General features: G+C 66.2%; 14 protein-coding genes. 6 read left to right on the top strand and 8 right to left on the bottom strand.

What is annotated here, in order from left to right; genetic code table 11:
* Nucleotides 1-13: 13 nt before the first annotated feature.
* The 5 genes from O3684_RS01175 to O3684_RS01155 form a co-directional block, all read right to left on the bottom strand.
* Nucleotides 14-1,087: a hypothetical protein gene (locus O3684_RS01175; RefSeq protein ID WP_500063577.1), complete on the bottom strand. Its 1,074-nt coding sequence runs from the start codon at nucleotides 1,085-1,087 to the stop codon at nucleotides 14-16.
* Nucleotides 1,084-1,716, bottom strand: a complete 633-nt coding sequence (locus O3684_RS01170; RefSeq protein WP_500064456.1) for an ABC transporter ATP-binding protein — start codon at nucleotides 1,714-1,716, stop codon at nucleotides 1,084-1,086. Before O3684_RS01170 ends, O3684_RS01175 begins: the two co-directional genes overlap by 4 nt.
* Entirely contained in the window at nucleotides 1,701-2,744 is a 1,044-nt protein-coding gene (locus tag O3684_RS01165) for a hypothetical protein (protein ID WP_500063575.1), read from the bottom strand. The genes O3684_RS01170 and O3684_RS01165 overlap by 16 nt, the downstream gene beginning before the upstream one ends.
* Before the next feature lie 24 nt (nucleotides 2,745-2,768).
* On the bottom strand, nucleotides 2,769-3,392 hold the full coding sequence (locus O3684_RS01160) for a hypothetical protein (RefSeq protein ID WP_500064455.1): 624 nt from the start codon (nucleotides 3,390-3,392) through the stop codon (nucleotides 2,769-2,771).
* Nucleotides 3,393-3,717: 325 nt separating this feature from the next.
* Nucleotides 3,718-4,911: a cobalamin-independent methionine synthase II family protein gene (locus O3684_RS01155; RefSeq protein ID WP_500063573.1), complete on the bottom strand. Its 1,194-nt coding sequence runs from the start codon at nucleotides 4,909-4,911 to the stop codon at nucleotides 3,718-3,720.
* 322 nt (nucleotides 4,912-5,233) lie between these two features.
* On the opposite strand from O3684_RS01155, the gene ilvD reads away from it, so the two are divergent.
* Together ilvD and lplAB are read left to right on the top strand one after the other, a co-directional pair.
* The gene (gene ilvD, locus O3684_RS01150) at nucleotides 5,234-7,081 is read left to right on the top strand and encodes a dihydroxy-acid dehydratase (RefSeq protein WP_500064453.1); all 1,848 of its coding nucleotides are present in this window, start codon (nucleotides 5,234-5,236) and stop codon (nucleotides 7,079-7,081) included.
* Nucleotides 7,082-7,104: 23 nt separating this feature from the next.
* Nucleotides 7,105-8,154 carry a lipoate-protein ligase LplAB gene (gene lplAB, locus O3684_RS01145; RefSeq protein WP_500064451.1) on the top strand — a complete coding sequence of 350 codons (1,050 nt, stop codon included), beginning with the start codon at nucleotides 7,105-7,107 and terminating at the stop codon, nucleotides 8,152-8,154.
* 66 nt (nucleotides 8,155-8,220) lie between these two features.
* Here lplAB and O3684_RS01140 read toward each other — a convergent pair whose 3' ends face one another.
* Together O3684_RS01140 and O3684_RS01135 are read right to left on the bottom strand one after the other, a co-directional pair.
* Nucleotides 8,221-8,841 carry a MarC family protein gene (locus O3684_RS01140; RefSeq protein WP_500064449.1) on the bottom strand — a complete coding sequence of 207 codons (621 nt, stop codon included), beginning with the start codon at nucleotides 8,839-8,841 and terminating at the stop codon, nucleotides 8,221-8,223.
* Between the two features lie 47 nt (nucleotides 8,842-8,888).
* The gene (locus O3684_RS01135) at nucleotides 8,889-9,587 is read right to left on the bottom strand and encodes a YggS family pyridoxal phosphate-dependent enzyme (RefSeq protein WP_500064448.1); all 699 of its coding nucleotides are present in this window, start codon (nucleotides 9,585-9,587) and stop codon (nucleotides 8,889-8,891) included.
* A gap of 115 nt (nucleotides 9,588-9,702) precedes the next feature.
* Here O3684_RS01135 and O3684_RS01130 point away from each other — a divergent pair, with 115 nt between their 5' ends.
* From O3684_RS01130 to O3684_RS01115, 4 genes are all read left to right on the top strand, one after another.
* Nucleotides 9,703-10,092: a YccF domain-containing protein gene (locus O3684_RS01130; RefSeq protein WP_500064447.1), complete on the top strand. Its 390-nt coding sequence runs from the start codon at nucleotides 9,703-9,705 to the stop codon at nucleotides 10,090-10,092.
* Between the two features lie 19 nt (nucleotides 10,093-10,111).
* Nucleotides 10,112-10,621, top strand: coding sequence for a Cys-tRNA(Pro) deacylase (ybaK, locus tag O3684_RS01125; RefSeq protein WP_500064445.1), 510 nt, complete (start codon nucleotides 10,112-10,114; stop codon nucleotides 10,619-10,621).
* Between the two features lie 309 nt (nucleotides 10,622-10,930).
* Nucleotides 10,931-11,614: a Pr6Pr family membrane protein gene (locus O3684_RS01120; protein ID WP_500064443.1), complete on the top strand. Its 684-nt coding sequence runs from the start codon at nucleotides 10,931-10,933 to the stop codon at nucleotides 11,612-11,614.
* 53 nt (nucleotides 11,615-11,667) lie between these two features.
* Nucleotides 11,668-12,096, top strand: a complete 429-nt coding sequence (locus O3684_RS01115; RefSeq protein WP_500064442.1) for a bleomycin resistance protein — start codon at nucleotides 11,668-11,670, stop codon at nucleotides 12,094-12,096.
* A gap of 121 nt (nucleotides 12,097-12,217) precedes the next feature.
* Here O3684_RS01115 and O3684_RS01110 read toward each other — a convergent pair whose 3' ends face one another.
* Nucleotides 12,218-14,968, bottom strand: coding sequence for a DEAD/DEAH box helicase (locus O3684_RS01110; protein ID WP_500064441.1), 2,751 nt, complete (start codon nucleotides 14,966-14,968; stop codon nucleotides 12,218-12,220).
* Between the last annotated feature and the right edge of the window lie 234 nt (nucleotides 14,969-15,202).

The following is a 15,202-nucleotide window of genomic DNA, read 5'->3' as shown; positions in this document are numbered from 1 at the left end:
CACGCGCAGACACCTATCGGCCCTTAAAGAACGTGAACAGCTGGCGCTCGCGGATCGTCATGGAGGCAATCACGACACCTATGAGCGTCCACGACGCGGCACAGACACCCTCGGTTGCGACCAAACGGATGAGATCGGAGCGATCGTCGGGCGCTGCTCCGCTCAGGATCGTCAGACATATGCCGGAGGTGAGGATGCATGCGCCGCCCACCCACGCCACGGCCTCGAACAGTTGGAGGACCGTCGTATCCGACGTGCGGAGCCCAGCGTGCAGAGCCGAGGCGATCTCGAGGCGACGCCACCATGTGGCAGCGGCCCCTAGCGCGGCACCGATTGCGCTCGCGGCGATCCACGCCCACCAGGTCGGCCTATATCGCAGTCGCCCCGCCGCGTCGAAGGTCGTCCCGCGCGTTGGGTTCATGGCCAGGACCTGGGCATTCTGGTCGTCGCTTCCAACGAGGGTTGAGCGCACCAGGGCATCGACGTCGTCGCTGTGCGGCCAGGATTCGTACCAGCACTCATCGAAGGTCCCCATTGCTGGCACGGGGGCGAGAGCAGCGTAGGCGTAGCCGGGACGACGCCCGTCGTTCTCGTCCCACGGGTACGTGCCCGCGACCTCGGCCTGCCCGTGTGCGAGGGGGAGAAGGGTTCCTTGAGTGGTGCCGAGGTCCTCGGCTACCTGCTCAGGGAGCAGAATTCCCGTCGGATCGGCCGTTGTCGTCCCCAGGAGAGAGACGGTTCCGGGCGTGGCCTCATACAGAGGTAGCGACGAGGCAGGAAGGGCGAGCGGGGACAAGCCGGATTCGACCGAGCGAACGGCTCCTGCACGCACCCCGGGGATTCGCGACAGCGCATCGCAAGTGGCCCCGTCGATGCCGCCTTGCGATTGGAGGACTCGCACTGATCCCAGATGGACACGGAAAGAGGCAGCCTCAACGCTGACGGAACGAAGGGAGAACGCATCGGCGCAGATGATGCCTCCGACCAGGGCGGTGGCGAGGACGGTCAGAATCCCAATGCGGGCCGTCCCGCTCAGGCAGTCCCTCCAGGCCTCGGACAGGAGTGCGCGCCACGAGAGTGTGCTCATCGCTGTTCCTCCTCCTGGAAGTGGGCGAGGTCGATGATGGCATCGCACTGCGCGCGAATCGACGGATCGTGCGTCGCGATCACGACGCTCACCCCGTCCTCGCGCAGCGAGCCGAGCGTGGAGGCGATGTCGCGAGCCGTGGACTGATCAAGCTGCGCGGTCGGTTCATCCACGAGGAGCAGGGTGGGGGAGCATGCGAGCCCGCGCGCGAGGAGCACACGCTGAGCCTCGCCGCCCGACAGATCCCGAAATGGGCGGGTCGCCAGATGCGCCAGATTGAAAGCGTCGAGGAGCCGGTGTGCCTCCGCATCGGCCTGCGCCCGGCTCATGCCGCGGGCCAGCAGGGGCAGCGCCACGTGGTCAATCGCGCTGCGCGCGCGAACGCCGAACGGGTTCTGGAAGACCCACGCAATGCGGGGGTTCTGCTCACCAGACGGATGGGGGACGCTGATCGTACCCTCGGCTGGAGTTTCCCATCCCGCGATCAGCGACAGCAGGGTTGATTTGCCAGAACCGGACGGGCCGATGATGGCGGTGAGGGCACCGTCCTCGCAGCGGGCGCTCAGATGGCGAAAGAGCCACGGGCTTGCGGCGAACTTGTGCCCGACGTTGTCTAGCTCGACGGACATGAGCGTCCCTCGACGGCGGTGTCGACGGCGGAGAGCGGGGTCGTTGGCAGGACGTAGGTTCGGCCAAGCTGTGAAGAAACGATAGAGACGGGGATTGGCGCGCCGTCCTCGAAGACGCACGCGTTCGTTGCGTCTCCGACTACTGAGGCCGGCGGGATGACCGTGACGGTGATGGGGGAGGCGAGCTTCCAGGAGACGGGCAGCTGAACGGGTCCATCGCCGCTCGGTGTGGAACGGATGAAGGCTGTGTATTCGCGCGAGGAGAGGATCGTCGCCGTCAGGGTGGGGTCGGTGATGATGCCGTCAGAGGGGACCGGGTAGTCCGTATCCCCCAGGGTGATGACGTGGTCCTCGGGATACGCGTCCGGCGGGACGGAGAGGCGCAAGGCGTCGCGGGAGTCCTCAAGGGTGAGGAGAACGGTCTGTGTATCGACGCTGTCACCCAGGTGAACGGGGACCGACGAAGGGGTGACGGTCGGCGCTGGAATCCACAGGACGCGAGAGGCTTCGATACGGGAGGGGACACCTCCAGCTCCGTCGCTCACGCCCATCGCCGAGGCCAGGGCCGCTCGCGTGGCGGCCGTGACCCGCTGAGAATCTGCGGGAGCCGCATAGCCGAGCCGCGCAAGCTCAGCGTTCAGGGCCGCAATGTCTGGTCCGGTCGCTCCGTCCACCACGTCCTGATAGAGAGGAGTGGACAGGGCTAAGGCAAGAAGGGGAAGGCCATCAATTTCGCAGGGAATGGAACCTGACGTGATGGGAGTTCCCGGTGCTGCCTGGAGGGCCGTGATGCGCCCGGCGATGGGGGAGGTAAGTTCGTGAGGCGAGGCCGGGGGAATTGTGAGGGTGAGGGAGCGCGTGTCGGTGAACTCGCGTGTGGTGACGGGGACCGTCGACGGAGCAGATGACGATGCCAACGAGGCCGGGGTGGGCGGCGAGGCAATGAGGATACCCGCGCTGACCCCGCCCGCACCGGCGATGAGAGCGACAAACGCGGTGAGGGCGAGCCAGCGGCGAGAAGATGCCATCTCAACTCCTGAGGGTGGTTGTGGTCATTTGCTGGGGTCTTCGACGCATCGTTGCCAAATGTCGGGACCCTGGGATGGGTCGATGAAAGGCAGTGCGCTGTCGAGAGGCGTTCCGCTCTCGCGAGCGCGCGCGAGCTCTTGGGCCGTGAAGGACGGCTCAACCGCCTTATTACGGATCAAACACTGCGTGTACAGCTCGTTGAAATCCCGGTGATCCGGGTTGACTCGCATGTCGAACTCGAGCGCCTCGATGATCGGCTGACCGGCATCGGTGGAACAGCTGGAGACAAACTCCTGTTGCTGTTCGGCGGATATGGAGGAGCCAACCGGCTGATCGGGGACGCTCAGCGTGCCACCTGGGCCGAACGATGCGCCGGTGACGCCCTTGTCTGTTAGGCAGCTCAGCACTCGCTGACGCATGTCCTGTAGTTCTGCCTCGCTGATGGCAGAGTCGGCGAGGACAGATTGGACGAACTCGTTGGACGCCCACTCACTGCGCGCCTGCTCAATGTCGGCCGCCCACGGCCCCTCCGCCGCGGGCGTGGTCTGTTGGCAGCCACAAGCCGTGGCGACGATGACAAGAGCGGCAGCGAGCAAACCAACGCGCGAACGGATGGAGTGCATGCCCTCCCTGTTGTTTGCTCCCATGATGTTCTCCCTCGAACAGCCTCGACAATGGGTGCTTACTTCCAGAATAACGAAGAAAGGGCTCCGTTTTCCGCATGACGGAGAAATGAATTGAGATGGCGATGATCCGATGACCCCAAACGCGCCGCAGCCCCCAATCCCGGAACCCGACGCGGCGTGCGATCCCCACCGCGGCAAGCCGACCCGGAAGCGGGGGCTGCAACACACAATCCATTGTGTGACGCCAAGCTCAAAGAAGAAGGAGCTTTGGCTGAGAAAACCCTGGGAAAAGCGCGCGGGGTGGATACTCATCCACCCCGCGCGCCCCAGGCCAGCAGTCAGGCGATCACTTCGATGCGAGACGAGCGCCCTCGGCAAGAGCCTCCAGCTTCGCCCACGCAATCGACGGGTAGATGCGGCCGCCCAGACCACAGTCCGTCGACGCCACTACACGCTCGTCGCCCACAATGTCCGCGAACTGGCGGATACGCTGAGCCACCAGCTCCGGGTGCTCCACAACGTTCGTCGAGTGCGACACGACGCCCGGGATCAGGTACTTGCCCTCAGGCAGTTCGATGTCGCGCCAGATCGTCCACTCGTGCGCGTGGCGAGCATTCGCCGCCTCGAACGTCAGGCCATTCGCGTTCACCAGCAGAGCCAGATCCACGATGTCCTTGAACGGGATATCCGTCGTGTGCGGGCCGTGCCACGAACCCCAGCACACGTGGAAACGCACCAGAGACGGGTCAATGCCCTCCAGCGCGTGGTTCAGCGCGTCAATACGCACGCGCGAGAACGCACGGTAATCCTCAACAGAGGGCTCCGGGTTCATCTGATCCCAGCCCTCCGCGATATCCGGCGCATCAATCTGCACCGTCAGGCCCGCGTCCGTAATGCGCTTGTACTCCTCGCGCAGCACATCCGCGCACGCCCACACCACGGCCTCGTCGTCCTCGTAGAACGCGTTGGCCACGCGAGCCGCCGAACCCGGCGAAATCGCCGCCACGAAACCATCCGACACGGGCTTGCCTGCCGCCTCCAGCGCGTGCTTCGTGCCCGTAATATCGCGCTCCACGGCCTCGGCACCGATATAGGTCAGCTCACCCGTGATCGTCGGGAACGCGATCGGGTTGCGGTTCGCAATGTGAATACCCGAATCCGGATCCGCGTATGCGTCCGCGAAACGCTGCCAGTCGCGGCGCTCAGCGAACGACGAGAAAGACAGGCGACCGTCACGGCCAGCCGGAGGACGCACATCAAAACGCTGCACGTCCTCAAAGGACAGCCCACCGAAACGCGAGAAGGAATACGTCCACCACGCGCCGTAATCAACCGTGTCGATCATCGCGTGACCGTACTCGCCGTCATTGACGATATCCAGGCCAATCTCAGCCTGACGCTTCACAACGCCGTCAACCTGATCCTGCAGCAGCGACGTGAAGTCAGCCTCGCCGAGCGAACCCTCACGGCGCGCACGATTCGCCTCGATCAGCTCGGGGGTGCGGGGCAGGGAACCAACATGAGTGGTGCGAATGGTCATCGCAGTCCTTTCTCTAATCTGTGCACCCAGCCTACGTTTCGCGCGTCGAGAACGAGGCCGAATGTCCGAAGCGTGACCAATGCGATCAACTACTCATCTGACAAGACGCTAATTCACGCACGTGCTCCTTGCGTTTTCCTTGCAATCACGCCCACAAGCGTCCACCCACTGACACGGCGACCCACTCACCACAGTCCCCGAAATCCCGCGCGAAAACCGCCCCCACCCAGCCCCGGCCTCGTCCATGAGACGAAACCCGCACGGAAACGCAGCGCCCACGCTCCTACTGTTGAGTCATTACAAGGCAAAAGAAAGGCACATCATGAGTCGCCCGCTGCGCTCGGCAACATCCACTCAAGGCCGCAACATGGCCGGAGCGCGCGCCCTGTGGCGCGCCACGGGCATGACGGACGGCGACTTCGGCAAGCCGATCATCGCCATCGCCAACTCCTACACCCAGTTCGTCCCCGGCCACGTGCACCTGAAGAACATGGGCGACCTCGTCGCCGGAGCCATCGAAGCGGCCGGCGGCGTCGCCAAGGAATTCAACACGATCGCCGTCGACGACGGCATCGCCATGGGACACGACGGCATGCTCTACTCCCTGCCCAGCCGCGACCTCATCGCCGACTGCGTCGAAACCATGGTCAACGCGCACCGCGCCGACGCCCTCGTGTGCATCTCCAACTGCGACAAGATCACCCCCGGCATGCTCCTGGCCGCCATGCGCCTGAACATCCCCACCATCTTCGTCTCCGGCGGCCCCATGGAATCCGGCGCCGCCGTCGACGGCGTCGTCGAACACCGCCTCGACCTCATCGACGCCATGGTCATGGCCGTCGACGACTCCGTCAGCGACAACCAGCTCGCCAGCATCGAAGCCAACGCGTGCCCCACCTGCGGCTCCTGCGCCGGCATGTTCACCGCGAACTCCATGAACTGCCTCAACGAGGCCATCGGCCTGGCCCTGCCCGGCAACGGCACCACCCTGGCCACCCAGATCGAACGCAAGAAGCTCTTCACCGAGGCCGGCACGCGCATCGTCGACATGTGCCGCGCCTACTACGACAACGAGGACGACTCGGTCCTGCCGCGCTCCATCGCCACCAAGGAAGCCTTCGAAAACGCCATGAGCCTGGACGTGGCCATGGGCGGCTCCACCAACACCGTCCTGCACATCCTCGCCATCGCCAACGAGGCCGGCGTCGACTTCACGCTCGACGACATCGACGCGATCTCGCGCCGCGTGCCCTGCCTGTGCAAGGTGGCCCCCAACTCCACGACCTACCACATCGAGCACGTCCACCGCGCCGGCGGCATCCCCGCCCTGCTCGGCGAGCTCGACCGCGCGGGCCTGCTCCACCGCGACGTCCACTCCGTCCACTCTGACAACCTGGAGAACTGGCTGGGCGCGTGGGACGTGCGCAGCGGGAGCGCCACCGACGAGGCCAAGCACCGCTTCCTCGCCGCCCCCGGCGGCGTGCGCACCACCCAGGCTTTCTCGACCGCCAACCTCTTCGAGTCCCTCGACACCGACGCTGAGGCCGGCTGCATCCGCTCCGTCGAGCACGCCTACACGAAGGACGGCGGCCTGGCCGTCCTCTACGGCAACATCGCCGCCAACGGCGCGATCATCAAGTCCGCCGGCATCGACGAGTCCCTCTTCCACTTCGTCGGCAAGGCCTTCGTCGTCGAATCTCAGGAGGAAGCCGTCGAGGCCATCCTCAGCAAGCAAGTCAAGGAAGGCGACGTCGTCGTCATCTTGTACGAGGGCCCCAAGGGCGGCCCCGGCATGCAGGAAATGCTCTACCCGACCTCCTACCTCAAGGGCCTGGGCCTGGGCAAGAAGTGCGCCCTCATCACCGACGGCCGCTTCTCCGGCGGCACGTCCGGTATTTCTATCGGTCACATCTCGCCCGAGGCCGCGGCCGGGGGTGCGATCGGCCTTGTGCGCACCGGCGACGAGATCGAAATCGACGTCAACAACCGCGTCCTGCGCGCGAACGTGAGCGACGAGGAACTCGAGCGCCGCCGCGCCGAAAAGGGCGCCGCGCCGTGGAAGCCCTCCAAGCCTCGCCCCCGCCAGGTCTCCGACGCCCTGCGCGTCTACGGCATGCTCGCTGCGTCCGCCGACAAGGGCGGCGTGCGCGTCCTGCCCGACTGGGCGTGAGCGGAGCGCCTACAATCGTGGGCATGCATGGAGAGTACAAAGTCCCCGGAGGAAAGCTCGTCGTCGTCGACACCGACGTGGAGGAGGATCGCCTCGCGCGCGTGAGCGTGTCCGGCGACTTCTTCCTCGACCCCGACGACGCGCTCACCCGGATCACCGCGTCCCTCGAAGGGGCCCCGGCCTCGTCGAGCGCGAAGGATCTGGCTGCGCGCGTGGAGGGTGCCCTCCACGAAGGCGACACCCTCATGGGGGTGACCCCCGAGGCCGTCGGCATCGCCGTACGCCGCGCGCTGGGCGCCGCCCTGTCGTGGGACGACATCGACTTCGACGTCATCCACGGTCCCGTCGTCGACCCGATGATCAACGTCGCCATGGACGAAACCCTGGTCGAAGACGTGGCCGCGGGGCGCCGCAAGCCCTTCATGCGCCTGTGGGAGTGGAACGGCCCGCAGGTCGTCATCGGCTCCTTCCAGTCCTACCAGAACGAAATCCAGCAGGACGGCGTGGAGCGCTACGGCATCACCGTGTCGCGGCGCGTCACCGGCGGCGGCGCCATGTTCATGGAGCCCGGCAACTGCATCACCTACTCGCTCGTCATCCCCACCGCCCTCGTGGAGGGAATGAGCTTCGAGCAGGCATACCCGTACCTCGATCAGTGGGTCATGGAGGTCCTCGAAAAGCTGGGCATCAAGGCCAAGTACGTGCCGCTCAACGACATCGCCTCCGAGTTCGGCAAGATCGGCGGCGCCGCGCAGAAGCGTTGGGCCAACGGCTACATGGTCCACCACGTGACCATGGCCTACGACATCGACGCCATCAAGATGAACGAGGTCCTGCGCATCGGCATGGAGAAGATCCGTGACAAGGGCACCCGCAGCGCCGTCAAGCGCGTGGACCCCATGCGCTCTCAGACCGGCCTTCCCCGCGAGGAGATCCTCCAGGCGTTCTTCGACCACTTCAAGGAGAAGTACAACGCCACGGTCGGCACCATCACCGACGAGGACCTTGCAGTTGCGCGCGAGCGCTGCGAGACGAAGTTCGCGCGCGAGGAGTGGGTGCACCGCATCCCCTGAGCGCCCCGTATTCGTGGCTGCCCGCTTCAGTTTCGTCTCATCGACGAGGCCGGGGCGGGCTTCCGCTTAGAAGAGCTGGAGTGCGCGCACCCCGTGGATGATGAGCTCGACGCCGATGACGAGGATCAGGAAGCCCATGATGCGCACGATCGCGCCGACGCCGGTGGCACCCAGCTTGTCGATCCAGGGCGTGCCGTAACGCAGGAGCAGCGCGATGACGGCGGCTGTCACCGCGATTCCCAGAACGATGCCGACGTGAAAACCGATGGCCGTGTTACGGGCGGCCAGCGCGATGACCACGCCGATCGAGCCGGGCCCCGCGATGAGTGGCAAGGCCATGGGGGAGAAGGACACGTCCGTCTTGGTCGTCGCGTGCTGGGCCTCCTCCTGGGTGGAGCGCTTCTTGTTTTCCAGCATCGAGAAACCCGAGTGTGCGACGACCAGGCCGCCCGCGATCTGCAGGGCGGGCAGGTCAAAGCCGAAGAAACGCATGATGAGCGAGCCACTGACCGCGAACACCGTCAGGATGGCGAACACGTAGATGCCTGTCTTCCACGCCTGCGAGCGCACAGCGGCCGGAGAATCACCGGCGGTGAGTCCCGCGAATGCTGCGAGGCCACCGATCGGGTTGGTGATCGGGGCGAGCGCCAGGATCGCGGCGGACATTCCAGCGAGAACAGTCATCATGGAGATAATCCTAGTCGGTGCTGTGCTTGCGCGAACGAGCGGTCCGCTCAGGCGCGGCGTTCCCCGAAGATGGCCGTGCCCAGGCGCACGATCGTCGCCCCCTCGGCGATGGCCCACTCCAGGTCGCGGCTCATGCCCATCGAGAGCGCCAGGTCCGACTCTTCGACGCCCAGGCGCGCGGCGGCCTCGTCCCTGATGTCGCGCAGCTGCGCGTACGCGGCGCGCACGTCGGCCTCGATGGGGGAGTTCAGGCCCACCGTCATGAAGCCAGTGAGCTGCAGGTGGGCCGAGGCCTCGACCGCGTCGATCAGCTCGGAGACGTCGGTGGGAGCGCAGCCGTGCTTCGTGGTCTCGCCCGAGACGTTCACCTCAACGAACACCGGGAGCGTGCCGGTCGCCCGCGCGTCGATCTTCGAGGCCAGGGCGGGGGAGTCCAGGGACTCAATCGCGTCCACGCAGGCCAGCGCGTGGTTGATCTTGTTGGACTGCAGGGGCCCGATCAGGTGGATGCGCGCGCCGGGCACCTCGCGAATCGCGTCCACCGTCGCGCGCGCCTCCTGCACGCGGTTATGGCCGAGCAGGATGGGCAGGCCCGCGTCGCGCAAGGCAGCGGCGGCAGCCCGGCATTCCTCGGGCGTGCGCGTCTTGACCGCCAGCTCCAGGTGCACCGAATCGGTGCGCCCGCATGCGGACGTCGCGCGGTCGATGCGGTCGCGGGCAGCGGCAATGGCCTCGGGAATGCTCATACCCTCATGGTAGACGGGCAGGCGCTATCAGGGGCTAATCAGGGGTGACTCAGGGACATCTGAGCGGCGCGGCGTGTCAGACTAGTATGTTCACAGATCAACGAAAGGACACGCCATGCGTACCCTGCTCAACATCATCTGGTTCTTCTTCGGAGGACTTCCGCTCTTCCTGGGATACCTCCTCGCGGGTGTCGTCGCCTGCATCTTCGTCGTCACGATCCCCGCGGGCGTGGCCTGTTTCCGCATCGCCGGATACGTGCTGTGGCCATTCGGTAAGCGCGTCGTCGACCAGCCGGGCGCGGGCACGGGCTCGGCTCTCATGAACATCGTGTGGTTCCTCGTCGCGGGCCTGTGGCTCGCCATCGGCCACGTCACCACCGCCGCCGCGCAGGCCATTACGATCGTCGGTATCCCGCTGGCCATCGCCAATCTCAAGATGATCCCGATCACCTGCTTCCCCTTCGGCAAGGCCGTCATCGACGACCCGACCGCATCCATCCTCTGACGCGTCCTACACTGGGGTCATGGCTCGTAAACACAGCAAAGACCACGGCGGTGGCCCCACCCGCGCCATCGAGGCGCTCACGGCGGCCGGCGTTGCTTTTACCGTTCATGAGTACGAGCACGACCCGGCCGCCCGGGCGTTCGGCGAAGAAACCGTTGAAAAACTGGGCATTGACCCCACCCAGGCTTTCAAAACGCTCATGGTGCGCCTGGAGCCCACCGGCGAGTTCGTCGTCGGCTGCGTGCCCGCGCTGGCTCACCTGTCCATGAAGCTGATTGCAAAGGCCGCCGGCGCCAAGAGCGCCGCAATGGCCGACCCTTCCGTCGCCCAGCGCCGCACCGGCTACGTCGTGGGCGGCATCAGCCCGCTCGGACAGACGACCTCGCACCGGCTGTTCATCGACTCGGCGTGCCTGGACCACGAGACCATGATCGTCTCGGGCGGGCGCCGAGGCCTCAGCGTCGAACTGAGCCCCCTCGACCTCGTCGAACTGACGAACGCGGAGGTCACGGACCTCGCCCAGGTCTGACCCGGCCTCGTCCTGTTTCCGTCTTCATCCCAGCCACCGATACTCCCGCGCCCCCCAAATTTCGCATGCAATTCCCCTGCCGGTCCTTCAGTGTTTGAAGGAGAGGTGTTGAAATCATGCGGTTTCTGAGCTCTCAAGGCTGATCCGAATAATGAATTGCATGCGGGAATGAGGGGGAGTGTGTGCAGGCCCACCGGGTGGGGGAGGAATGCGAAGAGGACCGTTGGGGCCGCATGACCGGGTCGTGGGATACTTGCGCCCTTACCGTGACTGCGTTTTTCCGCTGTGCCATCATCGAAGACGATGACTATGACTGAACTAAGCCGCCGCGGGCGCGCCGCCTACTGGGTGGTCGCCGCCCTCGCCTGGGCGGGCGTTGCCGCCACCCTCATCATTACGGCCTTTGATGGCTACGCTGCGCCGACCTACGTCGAGGAGGGCCTCTTCGCGGGCGCCGCCCACGGCTGGGCGGGCGCGCCCGAGCGCCTCATCAATTGCCTGTCCTACTTCACCGAGCTGTCCAACATTATGGTTGCGATCATCTCGACCCTCCTCGCGCGCAGAGGCCGCGTCGGGGCGTGGGGGAGGGCCACTCACCTGTGCGCGCTCATGATGATCACGGTGACCGCGATCGTCTACGCGACGCTGATTGGCCCCTACGAGGTCCTCTCCGGCTTCGCGCTCGTCACTAACCCGCTGCAGCATATCGTCGTCCCGGCCGCCTTCGTGGGTACGGCCGCGCTCGTGGGGCCGCGCGGCGGTATCACGTGGGCGACGCTGGGGCGCGCCCTGCTGATCCCGGTCGCGTGGGTGGCGTACACGCTCGTGCGAGGCTCCTTCACGCACCAGTACCCCTACGGCTTCGTCAACGTGTGGCGCATCGGCTATACGCAGGTTGCGATCAACATCGTGGCGATCCTGATCGGCGCCCTGCTTTTCATGGCGCTCTTCGCGGGCGCGGATTGGCTGATCCGCAAAGCCTCCCGGCGCTAACGGTGTGTGCATCTCCCGGACACGGTCTCGTCCGAGGCCGCTAGAGTGAGGCCATGAGCAACGAGCCCGGGCTTGTCCCTGAACTTACCGTCACCGATTATCAGGAATCACGCCGTTTTTGGTGCGATCTCGTCGGTTTTTCCCTCCGCTACGAGCGGCCTGAGGAAGGATTCGGCTACCTCGTCCTGGGTAACGCGCACCTGATGCTCGACCAGATCGACCAGGGTAGGACCTGGGCGACAGGTCCCCTTGAGTTCCCCCTTGGTCGGGGTATCAACTTTGAGGTTCAGGTCGACAATCTGGACGGCACGTTGCAGCGCATCACAGAGGCAGGATGGCCGATCTTCGTCGAACCCGAAGAGAAGTGGTACCGGGCGGGCGATGTAGAGATCGGCGTTCGGCAGTTCCTTATCCAGGATCCCGACGGATACCTTGTGCGGCTCCAGCAGGAAATCGGCGAGAGGCCCGCTCTGCGAGGATAACTCGGGCGGCGGGGACCACGACTTTCGGTGTCGCTCCCACCCGACTCATCCGAATTGTCACATCAACGAGGCCGTCGCGGCCCCTGACGTCCCGGCGGTGCCCCTCTAAGGGAGAGAAACTTTACCGCGCCCCGACGGTGATCGTCGCCAGGGCAACCCTGCCAGCCTCGTCCGAGGCGGGCACGTCCACGAGGGCGACGATACGCCAGTCCATGTCCTCCTCCGAGTCGAACAGGGTCTGCGTAGCCAGCCAGAACGTGCCGGCCGCAGCCTGATCGACTGCGTCCGCGATCGCCTCGATGCGCACGGCCTGGGCGTGCTCGAAATCAGAGGAAACCACAGCGGGGGCCAGCTCCAGCACGTCCTCGCGGGTCGGGGCCTCGTTCAGGGAACACAGTGACAGGGCGCGCGCACGCTGGTCGATGCCGATCCACTCGTGCTCCGCCCAGTAGCGCTCGAGCACCGCGTCCCACTCGTCCTCGCCCCACGGGGCGACCACCGGGGTGCGCGAGGCCTCGTCCAGACGCGCCAAGGCCTCGACGTTGTCGCGGCTCATCGCCTCCACGCGCTCGAACAGGGCACCGCGGATCGCCGTGCGGAACGCGTGACGGTTCGCGCTGAAGGGAACGGTCCCGTCCTCCCGCGCGCCAAACGCCAGCTCCGCGCCCTCCGTGCCGTCGCCCTCGGACGCGGGGAGGGCCTGACCCGTGGACATGGCCTCCCACTCGTCCAGCAGCGAGGAGTCGACCGCGCGGATCAGCGCCGACAGCCACGCAATGATCGAACGCAGCTCGTCCGTCATCAGCTCGTCCGGCACGATCTGGCGCAGCGCACGGTATGCGTCCGTCAGGTAGCGCAGCACGATGCCCTCGGAGCGACCCACGTCGTATCGGCCCACGATCCCCGTGAACGTCAGCGCGTTCTCGATCATCTCGCGCACCACCGACTTCGGGGAAATCTCCTGATCCTCAATCCACGGGTTCGCGTGCAGGTACACCGCGAACGCGTCGCCCAGCAGATCGGCCAGCGGGCGCGGCCACGTCACCTCTTCCAGCGCGGCCATGCGCTCGTCGTACTCCATGCCCTGCGCCTTCATCGCGGCCACGGCCTCGGCCCGTGCCGCCTTCTCCTGCGCGAACAGGAGCGGGCGCGGATCCTCCAGGACCGACTCGATGACCGACACGACGTCCAGGGCGAAGGTCGGGGACTGCGGATCCAACAGTTCGAGAGCCGCCAGCGCGAAGGGGGAGAGCGGCTGGTTGAGCGCGAAGTCATCCGGCAGGTCGGTGGCCGCGCGCAGGCGAGGCTCACCCGACGCCGAGGCCTCGGCTGAAGACACGTGTTCGACGACGCCCGCCTGCTTCATCGACGTGTAGATCTCACCTAGGCGGCGCAGGTGCGGGTTGCGATCCGTGGGCGGATCGTCGTTGTTGCGCGCCAGCCACACGAGGTGCTCGCCCGGGTCACGCCCGGCCGTAGGCGCACCGGCCAGTACGTTGAGGACCATCGCGTGCGTCATCTCGAAACGGCTGGTGAGCTGCTCGGGGGCCGCGTCCACCAGGCGCTCGAACGTCGAGCGCGTCCACGAGATCTCGCCCTCGCCGGGGCCCTTGCGTTTCTTCGCGGACTTCTTGGCGGCGCGCTTGGCCTCGCGGGCGTCGCGTGCGGCCTCCTGTGCGGCGCTCAGGCGTGCGCGCTCGCGGGCGCCGTCGACCTCGTGCTCGGGGGCCAGGACGCGCACGAAACCGACCGTGTCGAAGCCGGCGCGGCCCGCGCGGCCCGCGATCTGGTGGAACTCGCGCGCGCTCACGTGGCGCATGCGACGACCGTCGTACTTCACGAGCGACGTCATCAGCACCGTGCGGATCGGCACGTTGATGCCCACGCCCAAGGTGTCCGTGCCGCACACGATCGGCAGCAGGCCCGCCTGGGTGAGACGCTCGACGAGGCGACGGTAGCGTGGCAGCATGCCCGCGTGGTGCACGCCGATGCCCTGCGCGAGCAGCGATTTGAGGGTCTGCCCGAAGCCCTTCGTAAACGACACGCCCGCCAGCTGCGCGGCGATCGCCTTCTTCTGCTCGGGAGAAATCAGCGAGGAACGATCAAACGACTGCGCGGTCGCCACGGCGTCGCGCTGGGAGAAGTGCACGATGTAGACGGGCCAACGGCCCTCGCCCAGCAGCCGCTCGACCGTGTCGGGCAGGCGGTCCACGACGTACTCGAACTCGAGGGGCACGGGACGCTCCGCGTCGTCGATAAGGGACACGTCGCGCCCGGTGCGTTCCTTCCATGCGCGCTCGAAACGCGTCGTGTCGCCCAGTGTCGCGCTCATCGCCACCACCTGCGGGGCCCTCAGCTCCAGGAGCGGCACCTGCCACGCCCACCCGCGCTGACGATCCCCATAGAAGTGGAACTCGTCCATGACGATCATGTCCGCGTCCAGCGTGGGACCCTCGCGCAGCGACTGATTCGCCAGAATCTCGGCCGTACAACAGATGATGGGCGCGTCGGCGTTGAGGGATACGTCGCCGGTCACCATGCCGACGTTATCTGCGCCAAACAGGGACACGAGGTCAAAAAACTTCTCCGACACCAGGGCCTTGAGCGGCGCCGTGTAATACGAGCGGCCCCCGTGCGCCATCGACGTGAAGTGCGCGGCCAGCGCAATCATCGACTTACCCGACCCCGTGGGGGTCGCCGCAATCACGTGGTTACCCGCCAGGATTTCGACCAGGGCCTCCTCCTGGTGGGGGTAGAGCGGACGCCCGGTTCCCTGCGCCCACGACACGAAGGCCTCGTACAGGGCATCGTCGTCGCCCAGGCGGCCCTCGTCCTCCAGGTCGTCCAGGATCTCGTTCAAAGTCGCGCTCATACTCCCATTGTCCCAGAGTGCGCCCACGTCTGCGTCCCCGCACCGCCGGGCCCTTCCCGCAGCTCATCGACGAGGCCTGGGCCAGTCAGGCGGAGACGCGTGGCCGTGCACGTGGCGAGACGTCGCCTGCCGGGTACGAAGCCCTGTGGCAAGATGAACGGGTCCCATTACAACGCGCGGGTGCGTCCCGCGAAGCGCGCGAGGCCCCGCGACGCAACCATGGCCTCGTCGATA

Source organism: Pauljensenia sp. 20925_1_27 (assembly GCF_041432835.1).
In the GTDB taxonomy this organism is placed as follows: domain Bacteria; phylum Actinomycetota; class Actinomycetes; order Actinomycetales; family Actinomycetaceae; genus Pauljensenia.
This window is presented reverse-complemented; position numbering and strand designations above follow the sequence as displayed.